A 19,346-nucleotide genomic window follows, 5' to 3' on the forward strand; every position below is an offset into this window, starting at 1 on the left:
TCAAAGCGCTCCGGCCGCGAAGAGCGCGCAGGCGGCGCCCGTCACGGCGGCGGTTGCCGCCAATACCGGCCCCGCCGCCCCTCCCGCCGGGCGCAGGGAGGTGACATAAAGCCGCCCGTCACCGCCAAAACAGGGCATGGTGGGAGCTGGCACCGGAACGGGGATGCGCTGGTCCAGCTTTCCATCCGGCGCGTAGCGGTTGAGGCACCCGGCGGAAACACCGGCGCTCCAGTAATAGCCCAGCGCATCAACCGCGCCGCCATCCGGCCGGCCCTCCGCCTCGCCGGGGGTGGCGATGCGGGTCTGGCCGCTCATCGCGCCGGTGGCGGGGTCGAAACCCCAGCGCTCGATCCAGCAGCCGCGCGAATCGGAGTGAAACATGGTGCGCCCGTCGGCGGACCAGGCGAGGCCGTTGGAGGTGAACAACCCGTCGCGGCGGCGCTCCACAAGCCCCTCGGGGGTGACGCGAAAGAGCGCCCCGCGCGGCTCACGGCGGGGTGCGTCATGCATGGAGCCAACCCAGAAGGCGCCATCCGGCCCCACTTTGCCGTCGTTCAGGCGCAGTTCGGGGTCGGGCGGCAGCACCTGGGCCAAGGTTTCATAAACGCCGGTGGCGCGCTCAAACAGCCCAACCTCATGGCGCCGCGCCACCACCAGCCGCCCATCCGCCGCCAGGCCGATGCTGCCCACCGGCCCCTCCAGCCGCCAGAGGCGCCGCGCGCCGGTGGCGGGGGTGAGTTCGTGAATTTCCCCCACGGGAATATCCACCCAGAGCAGCGCCTGGCGGGTGGCATCCCACAGCGGGGATTCACCCACCGCGCAGCCCGTATCCGCCAGCGCGGCAAAGGCGCCGGTCAGGCTCATTGCACATCCGCCGTGGCGAAGCTCCCGCCCTGGCAGAGCCAGCCGGGGTCTGGCCTGGCGAGAATGGCGGCGGCATAATCCTCGGCGTTCTGGCGCGGCTGGTAGCCAAGAGCGGCGGCCTGCGCATTGTCCCACCAGCCGCGCGTATTGGCCGAGACACCCCAGACGGTGAGAAAGCCGGTATCGGGCACGCTCAGCGCCTGCCAGACCAGCGCCTCCATATCCTCATGGCCGAGCCATGTGCTCAAATGGCGCGGCTCGGCGGGTGCGGCCAGCGCGCTGCCGATGCGCAGCGCCACCGTCTCGATGCCGAATTTGTCCCAGTAGAGCCGCCCCATCGCCTCGCCCCAGACCTTGCTGAGCCCATAATTACCATCCGGGCGCGGCGGGTCGGAGAGCTGCAGGCGTTGCCCGATGGGGTACATCCCGATCGTATGGTTGGATGAGGCAAACACCACCCGGCGCACCTTGTGCCGCCGCGCGCCCTCATAAACCTGTTGCAGCGCCACCAGATTATTCTGGATGATCTCGGCCAGCGGGCGCTCCACCGAGCTGCCGGCCAGATGCAGCACCATATCGGCGCCCTCCAGCGCGGCGTCGGCCGCGGCGGGGTCGCGCAAATCTCCGGCCAGCACGCGCTCCCCCGGGCCAACCGGCTCAGGCGGGCGGATGCCCGTTGAGGTCAGCGCCACGCCGCGCGCCAGCAGGCGCGGGCGCAGCACCTGCGCCAGCGCGCCATTGGCCCCGGTGAGGGTCAGCTTCAGCGCGGGCATCAATGCGTTGTCCGCTTGGCGCGGCCCACAATCTGCGTGGGGTCGACAAAGCGCAGCGCGATGACCAGGCAGATCAGGCTCGTCGCCATATAAATCACGGCCATCGCGTCAATTGACTGGCTGGCCCGCATCCCGGCGGCGAAGACCGAGTAATAAAGCTCGACCACCAGCGTCTGGCTGCCCGGCCCGGCGGTGAGGAAGGTGAGCTCGAACATACCGATGGTGCGCACCAGCACCAGCAGCAGCGCCGCCAATATACCCGGCACCAGCAGCGGCACCATAACGGTGCGCAGCAGCGCCCAGGTGCCCGCGCCGAAGACACGCGCCGCCGCCTCCACCCTGGGGTCGATCTGCTCGATGAAGGGCACCAGGATGAAAATGACGAAAGGCACGCTCGGCATCAAATTCGCCAGGATAACGCCGGTCAGCGTGCCGCCCAGACCAAACTGGTAAAGCACCGAGGCCAGCGGAATGCCGTAGGTGAAGGGCGGGATGATGAGCGGCAGCACGAAGATCAGCATCACAAAGCGCTTGCCTGGAAAATCGCGCCGCGCCAGCGCATAGGCCGCGGGCACGCCGAGCAGCGCCGAGCCCAGCAGCACCGCACCCGCAACCTCAAAAGTGACCAGCAGCACGCCGCCAAGCTGGAACTCGCTCCAGGCCTGGCGGTACCAGCCGGTGGTGAAGCCGCCGGGCAGCCAGGAATTGAACCAGGAGGTGCCAAAGGAATCCACCACCACGGCGGCGATGATGCCCACGAGGTTGATGATAAAGAAGCCGATGAAAACCCAGATCGCCAGACGCCACAGCCGCGCGCCCATTTCGTTGTTGAATGTCATGGTCTTACCCTTTGCCGCCGGCCACCGGGCCGCGATAGAGAAGCGAACTTGCCTTCATCACCAGCATCACCACGATGATCTGCACCGCGCCCATGATAATGGCGACCGCCGAGCCCATCGAATAATCATATTCCTCATAAGCGGCATGAAACGCGGCGATGGCGATGACGCGCGTGGGGCCGGAGGGCGCGCCGAGCAGCACCGCGGAGGGAAACACCGCGAAGGCCTGCACGAAGGCAAGACAGAAGGTGATCGCAAGCCCCGCCCCCAGCAACGGCAGGATGATATGGCGGAATCGCGCGAACGGCCCCGCCCCCAGCATCGCCGCCGCACTCTCCAGCGAAGGGTCGATCCCCGTGACATAAGAGAGCACCAGCATGAAGCAGAACGGAAACCCGCCGACGATCTGCGAGAGAAACACGCCGGTGAAATCATGCACCAGCCGCACCGGATCATGGATGATCCCCAGCAGCATCAGCACCCGGTTAAACCAGCCGAGCGGGCCGAGGTAGTTGAGCATGCCCTGCGCGGTGAGCACCGTGCCCAGCGTGACCGGGATGATGAGGATGGTGGTAAGCATGCGCTGATAGCGCATATGGCGCACCCGCAGCGCGATGGGCACCGAGATGAGCAGGTTCACCAAGGTCACCGGGATGGCCAGTTTCAGCGTGGTAAAGATTGTATCGTATGTGTAGGGGTCGCTGAAGAAGGCGGTGTAGTTGGCGAGCCAGCCGCCGCCGTTCATCGGGTGGAGCGAGAGCCACAGGCCGTAGATCGCCGGATAGACGAACAACACCATCACGAACAGCAGCGCCGGGAGCAGCAGCAGCGTGGTGACATCAAAGCCCCGCCGCGCCAGGCGCTGGGAGAGACGCACACGCTCGGGCACCGGCGGGGTCAGGACCATGTTTTGCATCACCGCGCTCACGCCGCACCGCCGGCATAAACCAGCACGCGCTCCGCAGGCGCGCCAAGGCGCAGCGCCTCACCGGGGCGCACCGCGATGTCGGAGCGGAACCAAAGGTCCAGCCCCTCGGGCGTGCGGGCCAGGCCGTAGAAATCCCGGCCGCGATATTCGGCGGAAATGACCGAAGCGGCGATGGGGCCGTGCTCGCTGGGCGTCAGATCCTCCGGGCGCATCGCCGCGATCACATCGCGCCCCGGCGTGGCCTCGATCGCGCAACCCGCGATCTCGGCGCCGCCCACGCGCATGCGCAGCCTGGCGCCATCATGGCTCTGCGCCTGCGCCTTGAGAATGTTGCGATACCCCATGAACTCGGCGACATCGGCATGGGCGGGGCGCGCGTAAAGCTCGTGGGGCGTGCCGACCTGGCGCATCTCGCCATCGCGCAGCACCACGATACGGTCCGCCAGCGAGAGCGCCTCATCCTGGTCATGCGTCACATAGATCGTGGAGCAACCTATCATATTATGAATCCGCCGGATCTCGGCGCGCATCTCCAGACGCAATTTGGCGTCCAGGTTGGAGAGCGGCTCATCCATCAGCACCAGCGGCGGCTCCACCACAATCGCGCGCGCGATCGCCACGCGCTGTTGCTGCCCGCCCGAGATCTGGCCGGGCAGTTTATCCGCCTGCTTGGTGAGGCGCACCAGAGCCAGCGCCTCTTCCACCTTGGCGTCAATCACCTCACGCGGGAGTTTTTGCATGCGCAGGCCAAAGCCGATGTTCTTGCGCAGGCTCATATGCGGAAACAACGCGTAGTTCTGGAACACCATGCCAAACCCGCGCTCCTCGGGCTTGAGATGGTCGATGCGCGTCTCATCAAGCCAGATGCTGCCGCCGGTGAGCGGCAACAAGCCGGCCAGACAGTTCAAGGCCGTTGACTTGCCGCAGCCCGAGGGCCCGAGCAGCGCGATGAACTCGCCGCGCCGCACGGTGAGCGAAATATCCTTGAGCGCGTTCATGCCGCCGAAGTCGCGGCGCATGCCCTCAAGCCTGAGCTCCCGGAAATTTTTTGCGGAAATTGTCATTGGTCTTGAACTCCTCTTGGTTTTTCTCAGGCGGTAATCACGCCGATCTGCTGATCCCAGCGGCCCAGCGCATAAACCAGATCGGCGGCGGAAAGCGGCATGTAGGTCGGCGCGGTGGCGATCATCTCATCGTACCACGGGCGGCCAAATTTCTGGATGACCTGCTGGCTGGAGGCCGGGGCCATCGAGAGGGGAACATTCTTCACCGCCGGGCCGGGGTAGAAATAACCCGCGTCATAGGTGACAGCCTGCTGCGCCGGAGCCAGCATGAAATTCATCATATCCAGCAAAACAGCAAGTTTTCCGGGTTTCACCCCTTTGGGGATCGCCATGTATTGCGCGTCGCAGACGATAATCTGATTGTCAAACTTGGTCACCTCCACGCTCGCGGGCACAACACCCAGCGCGCGGGGGTTGATATCCCAGCCGGTCTGCGTCGGGGTCATCGCGCGCAGGCCCGAGCCCAGCTCCTGCATCACGGCACCCGTGCCGGAGGGGTAATATTCAATGGTCTTGCCCAGAGCGGCAAGGAAGCTCCAGGTCTTGTCCCAGCCGTGGCGCGGATCGCGCGGGTTGGAGTCGCCCAGCAGATAGGGCAGCCCCATCAGGAAAATACGCGCCGGGCCGGAGTTGGCGGGGCGGGCATAGATGAACTTCTTGGGATTCGCCTGTGCCCAGGCGAGAACACCCTCAACCGTGGTCGGCGGCGTGGAGACCATCGCGGGGTTGTATTCCAGCAGCGGGCCAGCGGGGCAGAACACCACCTCCAGCGCCTGGTTCTGCGCGAACCCCTGCATCCTGAGCGCGTTCGGCTGATAGATGCTGGCCGGGTCGGGCAGGCTGGCGGCATAGTTGGGCAGCAAAGGCTCCCAGATTTTCTGCGCGATGCCGGCTGAGAGCGCATCGATGCCGGTCAGCACCATATCGATATCCAGCCGCCCGGCGGATTGCTCGGCCTTCAGCTTGCCCGGCAGCTCAGGCGCTGGCGCCGCGCTGTAGACAATGCTGGAGACCAGATGCGGCTTCTGCGCGGCATAGGCGTCAAACGCCGGGCGGGTGAGCGCCAGCGTTCCCGCCACGTCAACAATGCTGAGGCTCACCGGCGAGGTGGGCAGCGCCAGGGTCGCGGCGCGCGCCACGCCGCCCATCTCGGCCAGGCCAACAGCCGCCCCCGCCGCCGCAACGCCACCCAGCACGCTCCTGCGTGTAATTCTTTCCATTGTCATTTCCGTTCGTTTCCCGTTGTACCCGCTATCCTGGGCGATTTTCGTTTATACACGGCCACCGCGCCTCGCGCCGTGCCCACGCCGCATATGACAACGCCGGCGCAAAGATGTCAATTGTTTTTACCATTTTAACAAATTTAGCAAAAACATCCGAACAACATAACAAATTTCCCCAAAAACCACCTAATTTCAGTAGGTTTTGCGCAGGAAGCTTCCCGGTTCAGCACAAAATTGTAATTTAGTTATAATTTTATTTGACAACTTAAGCGTTGATTTGTACGCCATCCCCGACGCGACAACGACCGTCACACCAAAACAAACCAGGGAGCGACCGAATGAGTACGCAAAATTCATCCAATAAATTTACATATAAGTTTACATCCATCCGCCGTTATGCACTAGCCTCGGTGGCCTGCACGGCGCTTGCGGCATCGGCCGCGCATGCCCAGTCGCTGCAAACCTGGCTGAACCAAAAAACCATGACCGGCAACTGGAATGGCGGGCGCACCAAGCTTGAAGACATCGGCATCGACATACACGGCGGCCATGTCGGCGAATTCGCCGATGTGATGTCGGGCGGCAAGCGCCAGGGCAATGGCTATGCCCAGCAGCTCTATTACGGCATGACCATCGACCTCGGTAAGCTGGCCGGGCTGAACGGCACCGTGATGAACATCAGCTTCAACACCCGCGAGGGCCGCAACGCCTCGGCTGATTTCATCGGCAACAAGCTGGCGGTGCAGGAGGTTTACGGCGCGGGCGAGACCACGCGCTTGACCGAACTCAGCGTCGAGCAGGCGATGTTCGACAAGATGCTGATGGTCAAGCTCGGCTTCTACCCGATGGGCAATGATTTCGGCTCCACCCCCATCGGTTGCGATTTCCAGAACGTCGGCTTCTGCGCCCACCCGCAGAACCTGCCCAACTCCTCCGGCTGGGCGGATAACCCGACCGGGCATTGGGGCGGCCGCGTGAAGCTCAATGTCACCCCCGCGCTTTATGGCGAAGTTGGCGTTTATGACGTGAACCCCACCTACGGCAACCGCGGCAACGGGCTGAAGATCAGCACCTCCGGCTCCACCGGCGCGCTCATCCCCGCTGAAATCGGCTACACCACGGCGCTCGGCGCGGCGGAACTGCCAGGCCATTACAAGGTTGGCGTGTATTATGACACCTCGAAGGTGGCCGACGCGGTGACGCCAAACCAGCTCGATAAGGGCCGTTACGGCGCCTATATCCTGGCCGACCAGATGCTCTTCAGCTTCGATGGCACGGCCAAGCGCGGGCTGGTGGGTTTCGCGCAATACTCCGTCTCGGATGCGCGCACCGCCGTGTTCGCCAACACCATCGCCGCCGGGCTGGTGGCGCTCGGGCCGTTTGACTCGCGCCCGCATGATTTCGTGAATGCCGCCTACGTCCGCGCCGGGATCAACCATCGCAATCTCGTGGCCAAGGAGGCCGCCCTCGCCGCCCAGAACATCACCAACCCCTCGCTCTCCGAGGGTGAAGGACTGGTCGAAGTCGGCTACGGCCTCGCCGCAACCCCCTGGCTGCTGATCCACCCCAACGTGCAATATGTCATCAACCCGGGTACATTCTCCTACAAGCACATCCCGAACGCATGGGTGTTCGGGTTCGAGACAAAAGTAACTTTCTAAATTCAGCTCGCCGGGCGCCTCTGGCGTCCGGCATTTTTGGGGGAATTCGATGCTCAAGCCAGAAACACGCGAAAAACTCACCCGCATCAGCACCGCGACGCTCGCGACGGCGCTCTTCAAGCGCGGGTTGCGTCAACAGTTCATCCAGGGCGCGCTGCCGCTCAGCCCGCCCGCGCAGAGCATGGTCGGCGAGGCATTCACCCTGCGTTATATCCCCGCCCGCGAGGATCTGAACCCCATCAGCGCCTTCCGCGACCGCGGCCACAAACAGCGCGTCGCGGTGGAGACCTGCCCCCCGGGCGCGATTTTAGTGATCGACAGCCGCAAGGACGCGCGCGCCGCCTCCGCCGGAGGAATTTTGGTGACCAGGCTGATGCAGCGCGGCGTCGCCGGCATTGTCACCGATGGCGGTTTTCGCGACAGCGCCGAAATCGCGGGTCTCGGCTTCCCCGCCTATCATGTGCGCCCGAGTGCGCCGACCAATCTCACCCTGCACCACGCCATCGCCGTCAACGAGCCGATCGGCTGCGGCGACGCGCCGGTGTTCCCCGGCGATGTGCTGGTGGGCGACGCCGATGGCGTGATGGTGATCCCCGCGCATCTGGCTGACGAGATCGCCGATGAGGCGGTGGAGATGACCCTGTTCGAGGATTTCGTAACCGAACAGGTCCGCGCGGGCGCATCGGTACTGGGCCTTTATCCGCCGACGGACCCACAAAGCGAAGTGGCTTTCGCCGCCTGGCGCAAGGCGCGCAAGGGCTAAGTTCCTGCCCCCAAAACTAAAATATTACCCGCACCCCACCTGTCACCCCGCCCCCACCGGTCACCCCCACCGTCACCGTCACCTCCACCGTCATGCCAGCGAAAGCTGGCATCTCCCTCCGCACGCAACGCATCAACCACCGGGCGGACAAAAAACCACCACCCCCAAATTCCCCCTGAAGCGTTCGCCTTTCAAACAAACGCTCCAGCCCATACCTCCACGGTCAATTACCCGTGCTTCGCCCTGACCACCTATTCTAATAGCTCAGCTCAAGCGCCACATCTTCCGGCCGCCCCGTAACGGTCCAGACCTTGCCTTCAACCAAGGTAATCGTCGTCTGGCTGTCGTTATGCCCATGCCGGTACAAAAACAAAACCTGCGCGGGATTAATAAAAATCTCCCGCCGGTCATTCATCTGGTCAACCTGAAATTTCACAAGCTCCGGCAATCCAACCTCCTGTTATTTTTTAAAACGGGGCAAAACACCCCACAGACCACCCTACCACGTTACACCCCCGCAAAATACCAATTTTTATCCTGCGCCACGCCCCTATCCACCACCGTATTTCCCGCCACCCACTAACCTACCTCTCACCTACCACCCACCTGCCCCCAACCGTCATCGCGAGCGCGCGAAGCGACCCATCTTACTCCCTACACAAACAGCAATGTCAGGACCACATTCCTCACCGTCATGCCTGGCGAGGATCGTACATTCACCGAAGATAAATTACTAATAATTAGAAAATAATCTTACCTGCTAATCGCCCAAAAGCTGCGCCGCTATACGATTTAATACTGGCATAACGCCGCGTGATTTCAGTTTGTCACAGTTAGAGGAAGTTTGTGAATATTCGGCCATTATTTCAGAACTAATAGTGTCCGTATAAGATGAAACTAAGGACAAATCAGATGGGAGCGGCAAATTTTTAAGCAAGACCTCTCGATTATATGTGTTTTGTTCGCCCTGCTGGATTAATTCAAACCAAGCTGGCGACTTGAATCCGCAATCCATTGCAGCTTCAGCATAAGCCGTAGCGTGCAGACTAAAATCTATATCATGCTTCCAAGCTAAAAAACTCGGAGTTGGATTATCGAGTTCCGAGCTATCACTCGGAAAATTAGGATCATCTGGCGGGAACGGTGCATAATCCTGAGCACGAGCAAAGTATGCACCAAAAATTGTTAGAAAAAACACTAAAAGTATCGTTTTTTGCATTGAATTTCTTATGACCTCGTGAAAATACTTTCTTATAAATCAGAAAAAATTTGGACTAGACTTAAGCTGTGAATCAACTGAAGATATTGTAGTTTCAAAATAAAGAATTTCGAATCAACCGAAAATTTTGACGCAAATTTTAGTCATTAGAAAAAGTGCTCACATCAGACGTGACAATAGCCATAATTTTAGCGTTAACAGCTTCTTCGAGACGCGCCGCCCGGAACATAAAGGTTTGATTTCTATTTTGCCGCCCAATCGCTTGGTAGATTTGCGCTTGTTTTTCTAGCCATTCCAATCGTTGAATTTTAGGTGCGTTGCATTTAGGTGCCGAATCGTAATTCATTTGTAATTTCCTTGTGGAACCGGAGAAACATATGAGTCGTACTGGAGTCGGTTCAATCATATCAGTTTTGCTTATTCGTTTGGCAAAAATCATGAGAGCCTCAGACCAACGCAAAATTAAGACCTTTGAGGGTCAGAAAATATCCCCTTTCGAAACCATCAACTAAAAATTAACCACTTTATGGTTAACTTTTTATAAATAAAAAATTCCAACTCATTCCTTTTCCGACACAAACCCGCACAAATTGGGGTGCAAGCAAAAAATTAAGCCACACTAACAGACCGTTACGCGATAAACCTCACAAACGCTTCACGTGAAGCACCCTCGCCTCAGGCCAGCCTGCGCGCCCGCAGCGCCGTTGCCAGCGTCCCCTCGTCCAGCACCTCCAGCGCCCCGCCCATCGGCACCCCCTGCGCCAGCCGCGAAACCGGCACACCATACCGCTTTAATTTTTCCGCCAGATAATGCCCCGTCGCCGCGCCATCCACGGTTGCCGGCATCGCCAGAATAATCTCCTCCGGCGGGTCGCGCTCCAGCCGTTCCAGCAACGAGGCGATCGCCAGATCCTCCGGCCCCCGCCCCGCCAGCGCCGAGAGCGAGCCACCCAACACATGATACGTCCCGCGATAAATCAGCGCCCGCTCCAGCGCCCATAAATCGGCGACACTCTCCACCACGCAAATCCGCCTCTCGCGTGCCGGGTTCACACAAATCATGCAAGGGTCGCAGGAATCCAGATTCCCGCAAACCGAACATGTCCGCACGCTCGCCGCCACCGCCTCCAGCGCCTCGGCCAGCGGCAGCAACCGCGTCTCGCGTTCGCGCAACAATTTCAACACAATCCGCCGCGCGCTGCGGGGCCCCAGCCCCGGCAGCTTCGCAAATAATCCGATCAGCCGTTCGAGTTCAGGACCACCCATTAAAACGGCAGCTTAAGCCCCGCCGGCAGATTCAACCCGCCCGTGGCGTTCTTCATCTCAGCATCCGTCAGCTCGTCCAACTTGCTCTTGGCATCGGCATGCGCCGCCACGATCAAATCCTCCAGCATCTCCGTCTCCGCCGGGTCGGCGAGTTTCGGGTCAACCTTCACCTTTTTCAGCGCGCCCTTGCCGGTCAGCGTCACCCGCACCAGCCCGGCGCCGGCCACGCCCTCAACCTCGGTGGCATCCAGCCTGGCCTGCATATCGGCCATTTTCTGCTGCATCTGCTGCGCCTGTTTCATCAGCCCGGCAATATTCTTCATTCGTCATCTCCTTCATAGAATTCATCCGGCGGCGCCAGCGCCGCCCAATCCGCCGGCATCTCCGGCTCTGCCGCCGCCTCCCCGGGATGCAATTTCTCGATCTTCGCACCGGGAAATTCGGCCAGAATCGCCAGCACCAGCGGATGCGTCACCGCTGACTGCATCACCTCGCTCTCGGCCTTGCCCTCCGCCTGGTCAATCGTCGGCGCGCCCGGCGCGTTGGAGAGCGCAATGGTCCACCGCCGGTGCGTCTCCGCCTCCAGCAGCGCCGCCAGTTTCCCCGCCAGGTCGCGCGGCGCATGCGGCTCCAGCCGCAGCTCTATCACCGGCGGCGCAAAGCGCACCAGATGCACCGACTGGCGCAGATGCGCGAACAGCGTCACATCCCGCTTTGTTTCCGCCAGCGCCACCACATCGTTGAACGTAATCGCCCGCGGCGCCGCCTGCATCACCATCGGCGCCCCATTGGCCACCGCCCGGCTGCCCCCGCCCGAAGGCCCCGGCCCGGCACCACCCTGCGCCGTGGCGCCGCCCTCGGTAATGCGCTTGAGCAACTCACCCGGCGGCGGCATATCGGCCACATGGCACAGGCGGATGAGGATCATCTCCGCCGCCGCCCGGCGGTCGGGTGCGGCCTCAACCTCCTGCACACCTTTCAGCAGCATCTGCCACAACCGCCCCAGAAAGGGGATGCTCAACACCCCCGCCAGCGCCGCCCCACGGGTGCGCTCAGCCTCCGGCAGCGTGGTGCTGGCCGTCAGCGCGGGAACAGACTTCATCCGCGTCAGCAGATGCGTCAGCCCCAGCAGATCAGCCAGCAGCACCCCCAGGTCCGCCCCGCGCGCATAGGCGCCATCGGCGATTTCCAGCGCCTTGGCGGCATCGCCCGCCACCAGCGCGTCCATCAGCTCGAACACATAGGAGCGGTCGGCCAGCCCCAGCATTTCCGCCACCATTTCGGCGGTGATCCCGGTTTCATCCTCGCTGCCGCGCGCAATCGCCTGGTCCAGCAGGGAGAGACCATCACGCACCGAGCCATCCGCCGCGCGGGCGATATGCTCGATGGCGCCCGGCGAAATCGCCACCGCTTCCTTCTGCGCAATGCGGGTGAAATGCGCCGAGAGCTCACTCACCGCCACGCGCCGCAGGTCAAAGCGCTGGCAGCGCGAGAGCACGGTGATCGGCACCTTGCGGATCTCGGTGGTGGCCAGCACGAACTTGATATGCGGCGGCGGCTCCTCCAGCGTTTTCAGCAGCGCGTTGAACGCCTGCTTGGAGAGCATGTGCACCTCATCGATGATGAACACTTTGGTCCGCGCCGAGAGCGGGCGGAAACGCGTCGCCTCGATGATCTCGCGCACATCGTCAACGCCGGTGTTGGAGGCGGCGTCCATCTCCACCACATCGGGGTGGCGGTCGGCCAATATGGCGATGCAGTTTTCGCATAAGCCACAGGGGTCAGGCGTGGGGCCGCCGTTGCCATCCGGCCCGGTGCAGTTGAGCGCGCGGGCCAAAATACGCGCGGTGGTGGTTTTGCCGACCCCGCGCACCCCGGTGAGCATGAAGGCATGGGCGATGCGGTTCATCGCGAAGGCGTTGCGCAGGGTGCGCACCAGCGCCTCCTGGCCGATCAGGTCATTAAAGGTGGTGGGCCGGTATTTGCGCGCCAGCACACGGTAGGCGGCGGCGGTGCTGGGAGCTTCCGGCTCGTCACCAAACAGCGAGGGACCGGAGAAGGCGGGGGGCGCCGTGTCATCCGCTGTGTCATCATCGAACAAACCCATGCGCGGCAGATAACCTTCTACGAAAAGGAGGTGGGAGGCCGGACAACGACCCATGAGGAAACTCGTTGCGGCTGCTGCCTTCCGGCCCTGACCGGGTTGGCGAGGCTCACGTCCGCCGCCGACCTCCCAGGCGCGTTATCACCTCTTCCGCGCCGGCGCGCAAGGTTGCTTCGCTCTGCATGTGCTGCCAAGTTCGCCCCATGCGGCAAATTATCCCTGGCAGACCCAATCCCTACACCGGCGGCAGGCTCGACCGCGCCGGGCATTTACGCGCCGACGACGCCGTGATGCACACCATGCGCCGCCATCAGGCCAGCCGCTACACCGTGTTCTGGAACGGCAAGGCGCTCATCACGGGCGCCGATATCCCCCAGGCCGCGATGACCGGCATCCCCGATACCGAGGCGCCCTGGGTGTTTCTCGGCCTGCAGGACGATACCCCGATATTCGCCGTGGACCTCTCCGCGCATGAAGACCCGCACACGGCCCTGGCGGAGGAGGCAGGCGCGTTTGTTGACCTGCGCAACCTCACCGCCTTGTTGCCCACGGATGATGCAACGATTCTCGCCACCGCGCGCGGCATGCTGCACTGGCGCGCCACGCATAAATTCTGCCCGGCCTGCGGCGGCGCCATGGCGCCCACCCGCGGCGGCTGGGTGCTGCTGTGTACGCAATGCGGCGCCGAGAATTTTCCGCGCAGCGACCCGGCGGTGATCATGCTCGTGGTCCGCGGCGATTATCTGCTGCTCGGGCAGTCGCATAAATTTCCCGTGGACCGCAATTTCTACTCCACCCTGGCTGGCTTCGTGGAGCCGGGGGAAAGCCTGGAGGATGCCGTGCGGCGCGAGGTGTTTGAGGAAGTCGGCGTGCGGGTTGGCGAGGTGGCGTATCATTCCAGCCAGCCCTGGCCGTTCCCCGCCTCGCTGATGCTGGGCTATTATGCCGAGGCGCTGACCGGGGAGATCGTGCTGGAGGAAGCCGAGATGCGCGATGCGCGCTGGTTCAGCCGCGCCGATATCGCCAACCGCAAGGCGCTTGGCTTTAATCTGCCGCCGCAGGATTCCATCGCGCGGCGGCTGATCGAGGACTGGCTCGCGAGCTGATCAGGTCACGCGCCACAAGCGCCCGCAAAAAAAATGCGGGAGCAAGCGCCCCCGCATTTCTGTCTCTCGAAAATTACCTCAGAAAAGTATCAGGTCTCAGCTCTCGATCGACTCAGCGGTAATCACCTCAGTCACGCCGGTGTCCTGCATCTCAACCTCGGGCATCGCCGGGGCTTTCATTTTACGCGGCTTGCGGACGACCGGCTTCTTCACCTCGGCCTTCGGCGCGGCGGCTTTTTTGACGGCCGGTTTCTTCGCGGTGGCGGCTTTTTTCGGCGCAGCCTTCGTCACGGCAGCGGCTTTTTTCGGCGCGGCCTTCTTGGCGGGAGCAGCTTTCTTCGCGGCAACTTTCTTCGGCGCGGCTTTTTTCACGGCGGCGGCTTTTTTGGCAACCGGCTTCTTCGCGGCGGCGGTGGCTTTTTTCGGCGCGGCCTTCTTCACGGCGGCGGCTTTTTTAGCAACCGGCTTCTTCGCGGCGGTGGTGGCTTTTTTCGGCGCTGCCTTCTTCACGGCGGCGGCTTTTTTAGCAACCGGCTTCTTCGCGGCGGCAGCGGCTTTCTTCGGCGCGGCCTTCTTCACGGCGGCGGCTTTTTTGGCAACCGGCTTCTTCGCGGCGGCAGCGGCTTTCTTCGGCGCGGCTTTTTTCGGTGCGGCCTTCTTCACGGCGGCTTTCTTAACAGCCGGTTTCTTCACCGCGGCTTTTTTTGCCACCGGCTTCTTCGCGGCCGGTTTTTTAGCGGCCGGTTTTTTCGCTGCGGTTTTCTTGGCGGTTGCCTTCACAGCCAGTGGCTGGGCACGCATGGTTTCGGTGGTGTCTTCGATGGTCACGGGGTTTGCTCCTTGATCAAGGTGAATGAAGTTCGGTTCTTTGGCGTCCGGCACTGGATCGTCTCTCATCACGGTCGGTGACCGTCTTTCCTGTTCGCGTGCGGGGCCTCTTGACCGATACGAAGTTGACTCGGTTGCGGCGCGAATCGCGCGACGCACGCAAGAATCGCTATTCTGCCCGTCGCACCTCGCTGTCAACAAAAAGCGTCACGAAATAGCCGGTTTCGATCATTTTTTTTGCCGTTCGTGCAAAAAAATCGCTTCGAAATGAATCGAACGCATATTTCATGGGTTTGGCACGACAAAACACATTGCTCAAGAAAAACAAAACCGCGCGGCGGAACCACCTGGTGAACATGCGCCGGCGCAACTCTTTTTGGAGGCGCGCGTCCGGTCTTTTCTCCCGGACACAAATGCAACCGTTGCCTGAAAACCACGCCCGCGATGTGATCCCGCCCCTGTGTCCGCCAGCGGCTTGAACTTGGGCGCAATGCGGTGACTAATGCGGCGCATGGACAAACCGCAAGACTACCACCCGGATTTTGAGAGCTGGCCGCCCGCCGGGACGCACGCCAAACCCGAATGGGCGGCGGACAGCTGGCCCGTCACCATCGGCCGCGGCATCATGGGCCGCTGCCCAAGTTGCGGGGCGGCGCCTATATTTGATGGCTATCTCAAGGTGCATGAACGCTGCCTGAACTGCGCGGCGCCGCTGGGCGACATGCCCTCCGACGATGCGCCGCCCTATATCGCCATGCTTGTCGTGCTGCATGTGCTCGCCCTGTTTGTCGTATTTTTTTATAAAGGCTACTATCATCCGGGCATTTTGATGGCGGGCGTGCTGCTCGCGATGCTGGCGCTGATCTGCATGGCGGCCCTGCGCATGGCAAAAGGCGCGGTGATCGGCATTATGCTGAAGCTTGGTATGAAGCGGGAGGATCCCAATGGCTGAAGCAACGGGGCATTTGACGCGGGTTATCCTGGAGGGCGGACCACTGCACCGGATCTCCGCGTTGCAGGAAGCTGACCGGGTGCAGGCGGTCGCCGATCTGGAGGCGGAGAATGAATTCCATCCCGCCGCGCATCCGGGTCTGCAAAGCATCCTGCATCTCTCAATCCAGGAAGGCAGGCTGGTTTTTGACATCCGCGATGCGCAGGATGCTCCCGTGGTCGCCGTGATGCTCGCGATGGGGCCGTTCAAAATGCTGATCAAGGATTATCAGATGTTGCTCGACAGCTACGCCAGCGCCATCGCCGAAGGCCGCGAGGCGCGCGTGCAGGCGATCGATATGGGCCGGCGCGGCCTGCATAACGAGGGCGCGGAACTGATGATCGAACGGCTCGCGGGCAAGGTGGTGATTGATTTTCCGACCGCCCGGCGGTTATTCACCTTGGTCTGCGCACTGCACCAAAAGCTTTAGGACACGATACGATGAAAATAGATGGCACGCCCTTCCGCTCGATCTGGGTGGACGACACGGATCGCTGGTCGGTTCGCATAATCGACCAGACCAAACTGCCCTGGTCGATCGACCTTGCACGGCTGACCACGATGGAAGGTGTCGCGCATGCGATCAAGGCCATGCTGGTGCGCGGCGCGCCGCTGATCGGCGCCTCCGCGGCTTATGGCGTGGCGCTGGCGATGCGCGCTGATGCGTCGGACGCAAGCCTTGCCAATGCCATTGCCGTATTAGGCGCCACAAGGCCGACTGCGATTAACCTGCGCTGGGCGCTGGCGCGCATGCAGCAGGCGTTGCAGCCGCTCAGCCCCGCCGCGCGCACCGCGGCGGCCTACGGCGAGGCGGCGGCGATTTGCGATGAGGACGTGGCGACCAACCAGGCCATCGGCAAACACGGCCTGCCACTGATCGCCGCCCGCGCGGCCGGCGGGCGGCGGGTGAATGTGCTCACCCATTGCAACGCCGGGTGGATCGCCACGGTGGACTGGGGCACGGCACTGGCGCCGATCTATATGGCTCACGATGCGGGCATTGATGTGCATGTGTGGGTGGAGGAGACGCGCCCGCGCAACCAGGGCGCCTCGCTCACCGCCTGGGAGCTTGGCAAACATGGCGTCAACCACACCGTGATCGCCGACAACGCGGGCGGGCATATGATGCAGCGCGGCGATGTGGATCTGGTGATCGTCGGCACCGACCGCGTGACGCGCGCGGGCGATGTCGCCAACAAGATCGGCACTTATCTGAAGGCGCTGGCGGCGCGCGACAACGGCGTGCCCTTCTGGGTCGCCCTGCCCTCGTCCACCATCGACTGGACGATCAGCGATGGTCTCGCCGATATTCCCATCGAGGAACGCGCGGCATCTGAAGTCACCACGATGACCGGGCGCGCACTCGATGGTTCGATCGCGACGATCCGCGTGGTGCCCAAGGACAGCCCGGCGGCGAACCCGGCGTTTGATGTGACACCGGCGCGGCTGGTCTCGGGGCTGATAACCGAGCGCGGGCTGTGTGATGCGAATGAGTTCGCGCTGCGCGAAATGTTCAGGGATATTGCGTAAATCCCTGGCGCTGCTGCTGGCGCTGGCCGGTTGCGTGGCGCCCGATGCCCACGCGCCGCGCTTCGCGCAGGTGCCTTATGAAACTTTTTCGCGGACCGATGCCGTGGCCGTGGCGATGGACGAATGGCGGCTCTGGGGCAGCCGTGTGGACGATTCCGGCGGGGCTGACTACGTGAAGACGGATGCCACCATGGCGGAGCGTCAGCCCGGCCTGTGGGAGCGTGTGGGCGAGTATTGGTGGGAGGGCATGAACGCCAGCGCCTACGACGCGGCCTATACCGGCAAGCATGATGCGCGGGGTCAGGTGTTTCCCCCCGCTGAGGATGCCACCTATGCGTGGTCGGCGGCGTTTATATCTTACGTGATGCGCATCGCGGGGGCCGGGGCGGCGTTTCCCTACGCGCCGGACCACGCGACATATATCAACTACGCCGCCCGCGCGGCACAAGGCGGGGTTAAACATCCGCTGCTGATCGCCGAAAACCCCGCCAGCTATGCGCCGCGCCTGGGGGATCTGGTGTGCTTCCCGCGCGAGGGGGCGAGCCAGCTACAGTTCCAGGATTTACCAACGGGCAAAAATTTCCCCGCGCATTGCAGCATCGTTGTGGCGGGCGGGGTGGAGCGCCTCAGCGTGATCGGCGGCAATGTGGATGATGCCGTGACGATGGAGCATCTGAGCACCAACGCCACGGGAGAGCTGAGCGGCAACCGCGAGAACTGGTTCGTGGTGCTGCGGGTGATGTATCTGCGTTAGAGTGCGTTGCGGTACAGGTTCAGCAACAGTGGCTGCTCGAAGACATAGCCGCCATCCTTCAGCCCGGTGGCGAATAATTTACGAACCTCTTCGGTCTCCACATTTTCGCGCTGGATGTTGTTGAAGGTCTGGCCTGTCACGCGGGCCACCATCGCCTCGAAATTCTCGTAGCGCGGATATTGCACATAACGGAACAGCGACTCAACGGCGAACAGCCGCCGCGCGGTGCGCGCCAGCGCCGCCTGGGCCGCGTTGCGCACCACCGTCTCGTCGTTGAAGGGGCGCATGACCGGGAAATGCGTGCCGGTCATCGCCGGTTCCACCACGCAGAGAAACCCCGTCTCGCGTTTGAGCACGCGCGCGGCTTCGGTGAGGGCGGCGTCCATCTCACCTAAGGGCACATGATGCAGCGAGCGGAAGAAGAACACGCCGTCAACGCTTTGGTCCGCCAGGGGCAAGGTCTGCGCCTTGCCCTCAACGAAGGTTAGCCCCGCGACCGGCGGGGCGGCGCGGTTTTTCGCGGCCTGGATGGGGTCCGGCTCGACGCCCAGAACCGTTGCGCCGCGCGCGCAAAGTTCGCGGGCCACGATGCCGGGGCCGCAGCCGGTATCAACGACGCTGAGCCCGCCCACCGCCAGCAACGCCGCGACGGCGCCGATGTCGGTAAGTTCGCCCAGGTTCTTGCGTGTGGCTTCCAAAATGAATTGATCCTTGGTTTGAGAGGGGGGTGGTTTATTTCAACGCCGTCTGGCCGAAGAGAATCTTCGCGGCTTCCGGCGTTACGGTTGGCGCGGGGTTGATCTCCTTTGCCAGCGCATAGGCGCGCACCACCGCCGGGCGGGCGGCCATGGCGTTGAACCAGCGTTGCAGATGCGGGAAATCGTTGAGGTCCTGCTGCTGGCGCTCGTAGGGGACAATCCACGGGTAGCAGGCCATATCGGCAATGGAGTAGGCGCCGGCGATGAATTCACGGTCTGCCAGGCGCTTGTTCAGCACACCGTAGAGCCGGTTGGTCTCCTTGATGTAGCGCTCCATCGCGTAGGGGATACGCTCTGGCGCGTAGGTGACAAAATGATGGTTCTGCCCGGCCATCGGCCCCAGCCCGGCCATCTGCCAGTAGAGCCATTGCAGCACCTCGTATTTTTCGCGCGGCGCGGCGGGGAGAAATTTTCCTTCCTTCTCGGCGAGATATTCCAAAATGGCGCCGGATTCGAAAACACTGAGCGGCGCGCCACCGTCAACCGGGGCGCTGTCCACGATCGCGGGGATGCGGTTGTTGGGCGCGATCTTCAGGAAGTCCGGCGAGAATTGTTCACCCTTGGAGATGTTGACCGGAATGATTTTATAGGGCGTTCCGGCTTCTTCGAGGAAAATGGTGATCTTGTGGCCGTTGGGCGTGGTCCAATAAGAAAGTTCGATCATGCTGTCGCGTC

At 62.4% G+C, this 19,346-nt stretch carries 22 protein-coding genes and 1 other RNA gene; 7 read left to right on the forward strand and 16 right to left on the reverse strand.

Annotation, left to right across the window (positions count from 1 at the left end):
* The 6 genes from QQJ84_RS13400 to QQJ84_RS13425 are packed head-to-tail and all read right to left on the reverse strand — an operon-like array spanning position 1 to position 5,688.
* Entirely contained in the window at positions 1-864 is an 864-nt protein-coding gene (locus QQJ84_RS13400; protein WP_284258785.1) for an SMP-30/gluconolactonase/LRE family protein, read from the reverse strand.
* On the reverse strand, positions 861-1,637 hold the full coding sequence (locus QQJ84_RS13405) for an NAD-dependent epimerase/dehydratase family protein (RefSeq protein ID WP_284258787.1): 777 nt from the start codon (positions 1,635-1,637) through the stop codon (positions 861-863). Before QQJ84_RS13405 ends, QQJ84_RS13400 begins: the two co-directional genes overlap by 4 nt.
* A complete protein-coding gene (locus QQJ84_RS13410) occupies positions 1,637-2,476 on the reverse strand; it encodes an ABC transporter permease (protein WP_284258788.1) in 840 nt (279 codons plus the stop codon). The genes QQJ84_RS13405 and QQJ84_RS13410 overlap by 1 nt, the downstream gene beginning before the upstream one ends.
* A 4-nt stretch (positions 2,477-2,480) precedes the next feature.
* The gene (locus tag QQJ84_RS13415; RefSeq protein WP_284258789.1) at positions 2,481-3,392 is read right to left on the reverse strand and encodes an ABC transporter permease; all 912 of its coding nucleotides are present in this window, start codon (positions 3,390-3,392) and stop codon (positions 2,481-2,483) included.
* Positions 3,393-3,400: 8 nt separating this feature from the next.
* On the reverse strand, positions 3,401-4,468 hold the full coding sequence (locus QQJ84_RS13420; protein ID WP_284258791.1) for an ABC transporter ATP-binding protein: 1,068 nt from the start codon (positions 4,466-4,468) through the stop codon (positions 3,401-3,403).
* A gap of 26 nt (positions 4,469-4,494) precedes the next feature.
* Entirely contained in the window at positions 4,495-5,688 is a 1,194-nt protein-coding gene (locus QQJ84_RS13425; protein ID WP_284258792.1) for an extracellular solute-binding protein, read from the reverse strand.
* Positions 5,689-6,029: 341 nt separating this feature from the next.
* Here QQJ84_RS13425 and QQJ84_RS13430 point away from each other — a divergent pair, with 341 nt between their 5' ends.
* Together QQJ84_RS13430 and QQJ84_RS13435 are read left to right on the forward strand one after the other, a co-directional pair.
* Positions 6,030-7,352, forward strand: a complete 1,323-nt coding sequence (locus QQJ84_RS13430) for a carbohydrate porin (RefSeq protein ID WP_284258793.1) — start codon at positions 6,030-6,032, stop codon at positions 7,350-7,352.
* Between the two features lie 49 nt (positions 7,353-7,401).
* Positions 7,402-8,115, forward strand: coding sequence for a ribonuclease activity regulator RraA (locus QQJ84_RS13435; RefSeq protein WP_284258795.1), 714 nt, complete (start codon positions 7,402-7,404; stop codon positions 8,113-8,115).
* Between the two features lie 256 nt (positions 8,116-8,371).
* On the opposite strand, the gene QQJ84_RS13440 is transcribed toward QQJ84_RS13435, so the two are convergent.
* The 7 genes from QQJ84_RS13440 to ffs form a co-directional block, all read right to left on the reverse strand.
* Positions 8,372-8,563: a hypothetical protein gene (locus tag QQJ84_RS13440; RefSeq protein WP_284258797.1), complete on the reverse strand. Its 192-nt coding sequence runs from the start codon at positions 8,561-8,563 to the stop codon at positions 8,372-8,374.
* 312 nt (positions 8,564-8,875) lie between these two features.
* Positions 8,876-9,334, reverse strand: a complete 459-nt coding sequence (locus QQJ84_RS13445) for a hypothetical protein (protein WP_284258798.1) — start codon at positions 9,332-9,334, stop codon at positions 8,876-8,878.
* Positions 9,335-9,473: 139 nt separating this feature from the next.
* Positions 9,474-9,680, reverse strand: a complete 207-nt coding sequence (locus QQJ84_RS13450) for a hypothetical protein (RefSeq protein ID WP_284258799.1) — start codon at positions 9,678-9,680, stop codon at positions 9,474-9,476.
* A 329-nt stretch (positions 9,681-10,009) separates the two neighbouring features.
* Positions 10,010-10,600 carry a recombination mediator RecR gene (gene recR / locus QQJ84_RS13455; protein ID WP_284258800.1) on the reverse strand — a complete coding sequence of 197 codons (591 nt, stop codon included), beginning with the start codon at positions 10,598-10,600 and terminating at the stop codon, positions 10,010-10,012.
* Positions 10,600-10,923, reverse strand: coding sequence for a YbaB/EbfC family nucleoid-associated protein (locus QQJ84_RS13460; protein ID WP_284258801.1), 324 nt, complete (start codon positions 10,921-10,923; stop codon positions 10,600-10,602). Before QQJ84_RS13460 ends, recR begins: the two co-directional genes overlap by 1 nt.
* Entirely contained in the window at positions 10,920-12,707 is a 1,788-nt protein-coding gene (locus QQJ84_RS13465; protein WP_284258802.1) for a DNA polymerase III subunit gamma/tau, read from the reverse strand. Before QQJ84_RS13465 ends, QQJ84_RS13460 begins: the two co-directional genes overlap by 4 nt.
* Before the next feature lie 29 nt (positions 12,708-12,736).
* Positions 12,737-12,835, reverse strand: an RNA gene (gene ffs / locus QQJ84_RS13470) — signal recognition particle sRNA small type.
* A 72-nt stretch (positions 12,836-12,907) separates the two neighbouring features.
* Here ffs and nudC point away from each other — a divergent pair.
* Positions 12,908-13,810 (forward strand): NAD(+) diphosphatase, encoded by a 903-nt coding sequence (gene nudC / locus QQJ84_RS13475; RefSeq protein ID WP_284258803.1) that lies wholly within the window; start codon positions 12,908-12,910, stop codon positions 13,808-13,810.
* A gap of 96 nt (positions 13,811-13,906) precedes the next feature.
* On the opposite strand, the gene QQJ84_RS13480 is transcribed toward nudC, so the two are convergent.
* A complete protein-coding gene (locus QQJ84_RS13480) occupies positions 13,907-14,638 on the reverse strand; it encodes a hypothetical protein (RefSeq protein ID WP_284258804.1) in 732 nt (243 codons plus the stop codon).
* 511 nt (positions 14,639-15,149) lie between these two features.
* Between QQJ84_RS13480 and QQJ84_RS13485 the strand changes: the two genes are divergently transcribed.
* From QQJ84_RS13485 to QQJ84_RS13500, 4 genes are read left to right on the forward strand one after another with little or no spacing between them, the layout of a single operon-like run.
* Positions 15,150-15,590 carry a DUF983 domain-containing protein gene (locus tag QQJ84_RS13485; protein WP_284258805.1) on the forward strand — a complete coding sequence of 147 codons (441 nt, stop codon included), beginning with the start codon at positions 15,150-15,152 and terminating at the stop codon, positions 15,588-15,590.
* Positions 15,583-16,059 carry a UPF0262 family protein gene (locus QQJ84_RS13490; RefSeq protein ID WP_284258807.1) on the forward strand — a complete coding sequence of 159 codons (477 nt, stop codon included), beginning with the start codon at positions 15,583-15,585 and terminating at the stop codon, positions 16,057-16,059. The genes QQJ84_RS13485 and QQJ84_RS13490 overlap by 8 nt, the downstream gene beginning before the upstream one ends.
* 11 nt (positions 16,060-16,070) lie before the next feature.
* A complete protein-coding gene (gene mtnA, locus QQJ84_RS13495) occupies positions 16,071-17,159 on the forward strand; it encodes an S-methyl-5-thioribose-1-phosphate isomerase (protein WP_284258808.1) in 1,089 nt (362 codons plus the stop codon).
* A complete protein-coding gene (locus QQJ84_RS13500; protein WP_284258809.1) occupies positions 17,152-17,913 on the forward strand; it encodes a DUF2272 domain-containing protein in 762 nt (253 codons plus the stop codon). The genes mtnA and QQJ84_RS13500 overlap by 8 nt, the downstream gene beginning before the upstream one ends.
* On the opposite strand, the gene QQJ84_RS13505 is transcribed toward QQJ84_RS13500, so the two are convergent.
* Together QQJ84_RS13505 and QQJ84_RS13510 are read right to left on the reverse strand one after the other, a co-directional pair.
* Positions 17,910-18,611 carry a class I SAM-dependent methyltransferase gene (locus tag QQJ84_RS13505; protein WP_284258811.1) on the reverse strand — a complete coding sequence of 234 codons (702 nt, stop codon included), beginning with the start codon at positions 18,609-18,611 and terminating at the stop codon, positions 17,910-17,912. The genes QQJ84_RS13500 and QQJ84_RS13505 overlap by 4 nt on opposite strands.
* A gap of 34 nt (positions 18,612-18,645) precedes the next feature.
* On the reverse strand, positions 18,646-19,335 hold the full coding sequence (locus QQJ84_RS13510; protein WP_284258812.1) for a glutathione binding-like protein: 690 nt from the start codon (positions 19,333-19,335) through the stop codon (positions 18,646-18,648).
* Positions 19,336-19,346 lie beyond the last annotated feature (11 nt).

This window comes from Acidocella aquatica, assembly GCF_030160635.1.
Classification (GTDB): domain Bacteria; phylum Pseudomonadota; class Alphaproteobacteria; order Acetobacterales; family Acetobacteraceae; genus Acidocella; species Acidocella aquatica.

Excerpts from the sequence above, each read along its gene's own strand:
- QQJ84_RS13425 (WP_284258792.1), bottom strand. The coding sequence starts at position 5,688 with ATGGAAAGAATTACACGCAGGAGCGTGCTGGGTGGCGTTGCGGCGGCG.
- QQJ84_RS13460 (WP_284258801.1), bottom strand. The coding sequence starts at position 10,923 with ATGAAGAATATTGCCGGGCTGATGAAACAGGCGCAGCAGATGCAGCAG.
- QQJ84_RS13400 (WP_284258785.1), bottom strand. The coding sequence starts at position 864 with ATGAGCCTGACCGGCGCCTTTGCCGCGCTGGCGGATACGGGCTGCGCG.
- QQJ84_RS13445 (WP_284258798.1), bottom strand. The coding sequence starts at position 9,334 with ATGCAAAAAACGATACTTTTAGTGTTTTTTCTAACAATTTTTGGTGCA.
- QQJ84_RS13435 (WP_284258795.1), top strand. The coding sequence starts at position 7,402 with ATGCTCAAGCCAGAAACACGCGAAAAACTCACCCGCATCAGCACCGCG.
- QQJ84_RS13450 (WP_284258799.1), bottom strand. The coding sequence starts at position 9,680 with ATGAATTACGATTCGGCACCTAAATGCAACGCACCTAAAATTCAACGA.
- QQJ84_RS13420 (WP_284258791.1), bottom strand. The coding sequence starts at position 4,468 with ATGACAATTTCCGCAAAAAATTTCCGGGAGCTCAGGCTTGAGGGCATG.
- QQJ84_RS13490 (WP_284258807.1), top strand. The coding sequence starts at position 15,583 with ATGGCTGAAGCAACGGGGCATTTGACGCGGGTTATCCTGGAGGGCGGA.
- QQJ84_RS13465 (WP_284258802.1), bottom strand. The coding sequence starts at position 12,707 with ATGGGTTTGTTCGATGATGACACAGCGGATGACACGGCGCCCCCCGCC.
- QQJ84_RS13405 (WP_284258787.1), bottom strand. The coding sequence starts at position 1,637 with ATGCCCGCGCTGAAGCTGACCCTCACCGGGGCCAATGGCGCGCTGGCG.
- nudC (WP_284258803.1), top strand. The coding sequence starts at position 12,908 with ATGCGGCAAATTATCCCTGGCAGACCCAATCCCTACACCGGCGGCAGG.
- QQJ84_RS13430 (WP_284258793.1), top strand. The coding sequence starts at position 6,030 with ATGAGTACGCAAAATTCATCCAATAAATTTACATATAAGTTTACATCC.
- QQJ84_RS13415 (WP_284258789.1), bottom strand. The coding sequence starts at position 3,392 with ATGCAAAACATGGTCCTGACCCCGCCGGTGCCCGAGCGTGTGCGTCTC.
- recR (WP_284258800.1), bottom strand. The coding sequence starts at position 10,600 with ATGGGTGGTCCTGAACTCGAACGGCTGATCGGATTATTTGCGAAGCTG.
- QQJ84_RS13485 (WP_284258805.1), top strand. The coding sequence starts at position 15,150 with ATGGACAAACCGCAAGACTACCACCCGGATTTTGAGAGCTGGCCGCCC.
- QQJ84_RS13510 (WP_284258812.1), bottom strand. The coding sequence starts at position 19,335 with ATGATCGAACTTTCTTATTGGACCACGCCCAACGGCCACAAGATCACC.
- mtnA (WP_284258808.1), top strand. The coding sequence starts at position 16,071 with ATGAAAATAGATGGCACGCCCTTCCGCTCGATCTGGGTGGACGACACG.
- QQJ84_RS13410 (WP_284258788.1), bottom strand. The coding sequence starts at position 2,476 with ATGACATTCAACAACGAAATGGGCGCGCGGCTGTGGCGTCTGGCGATC.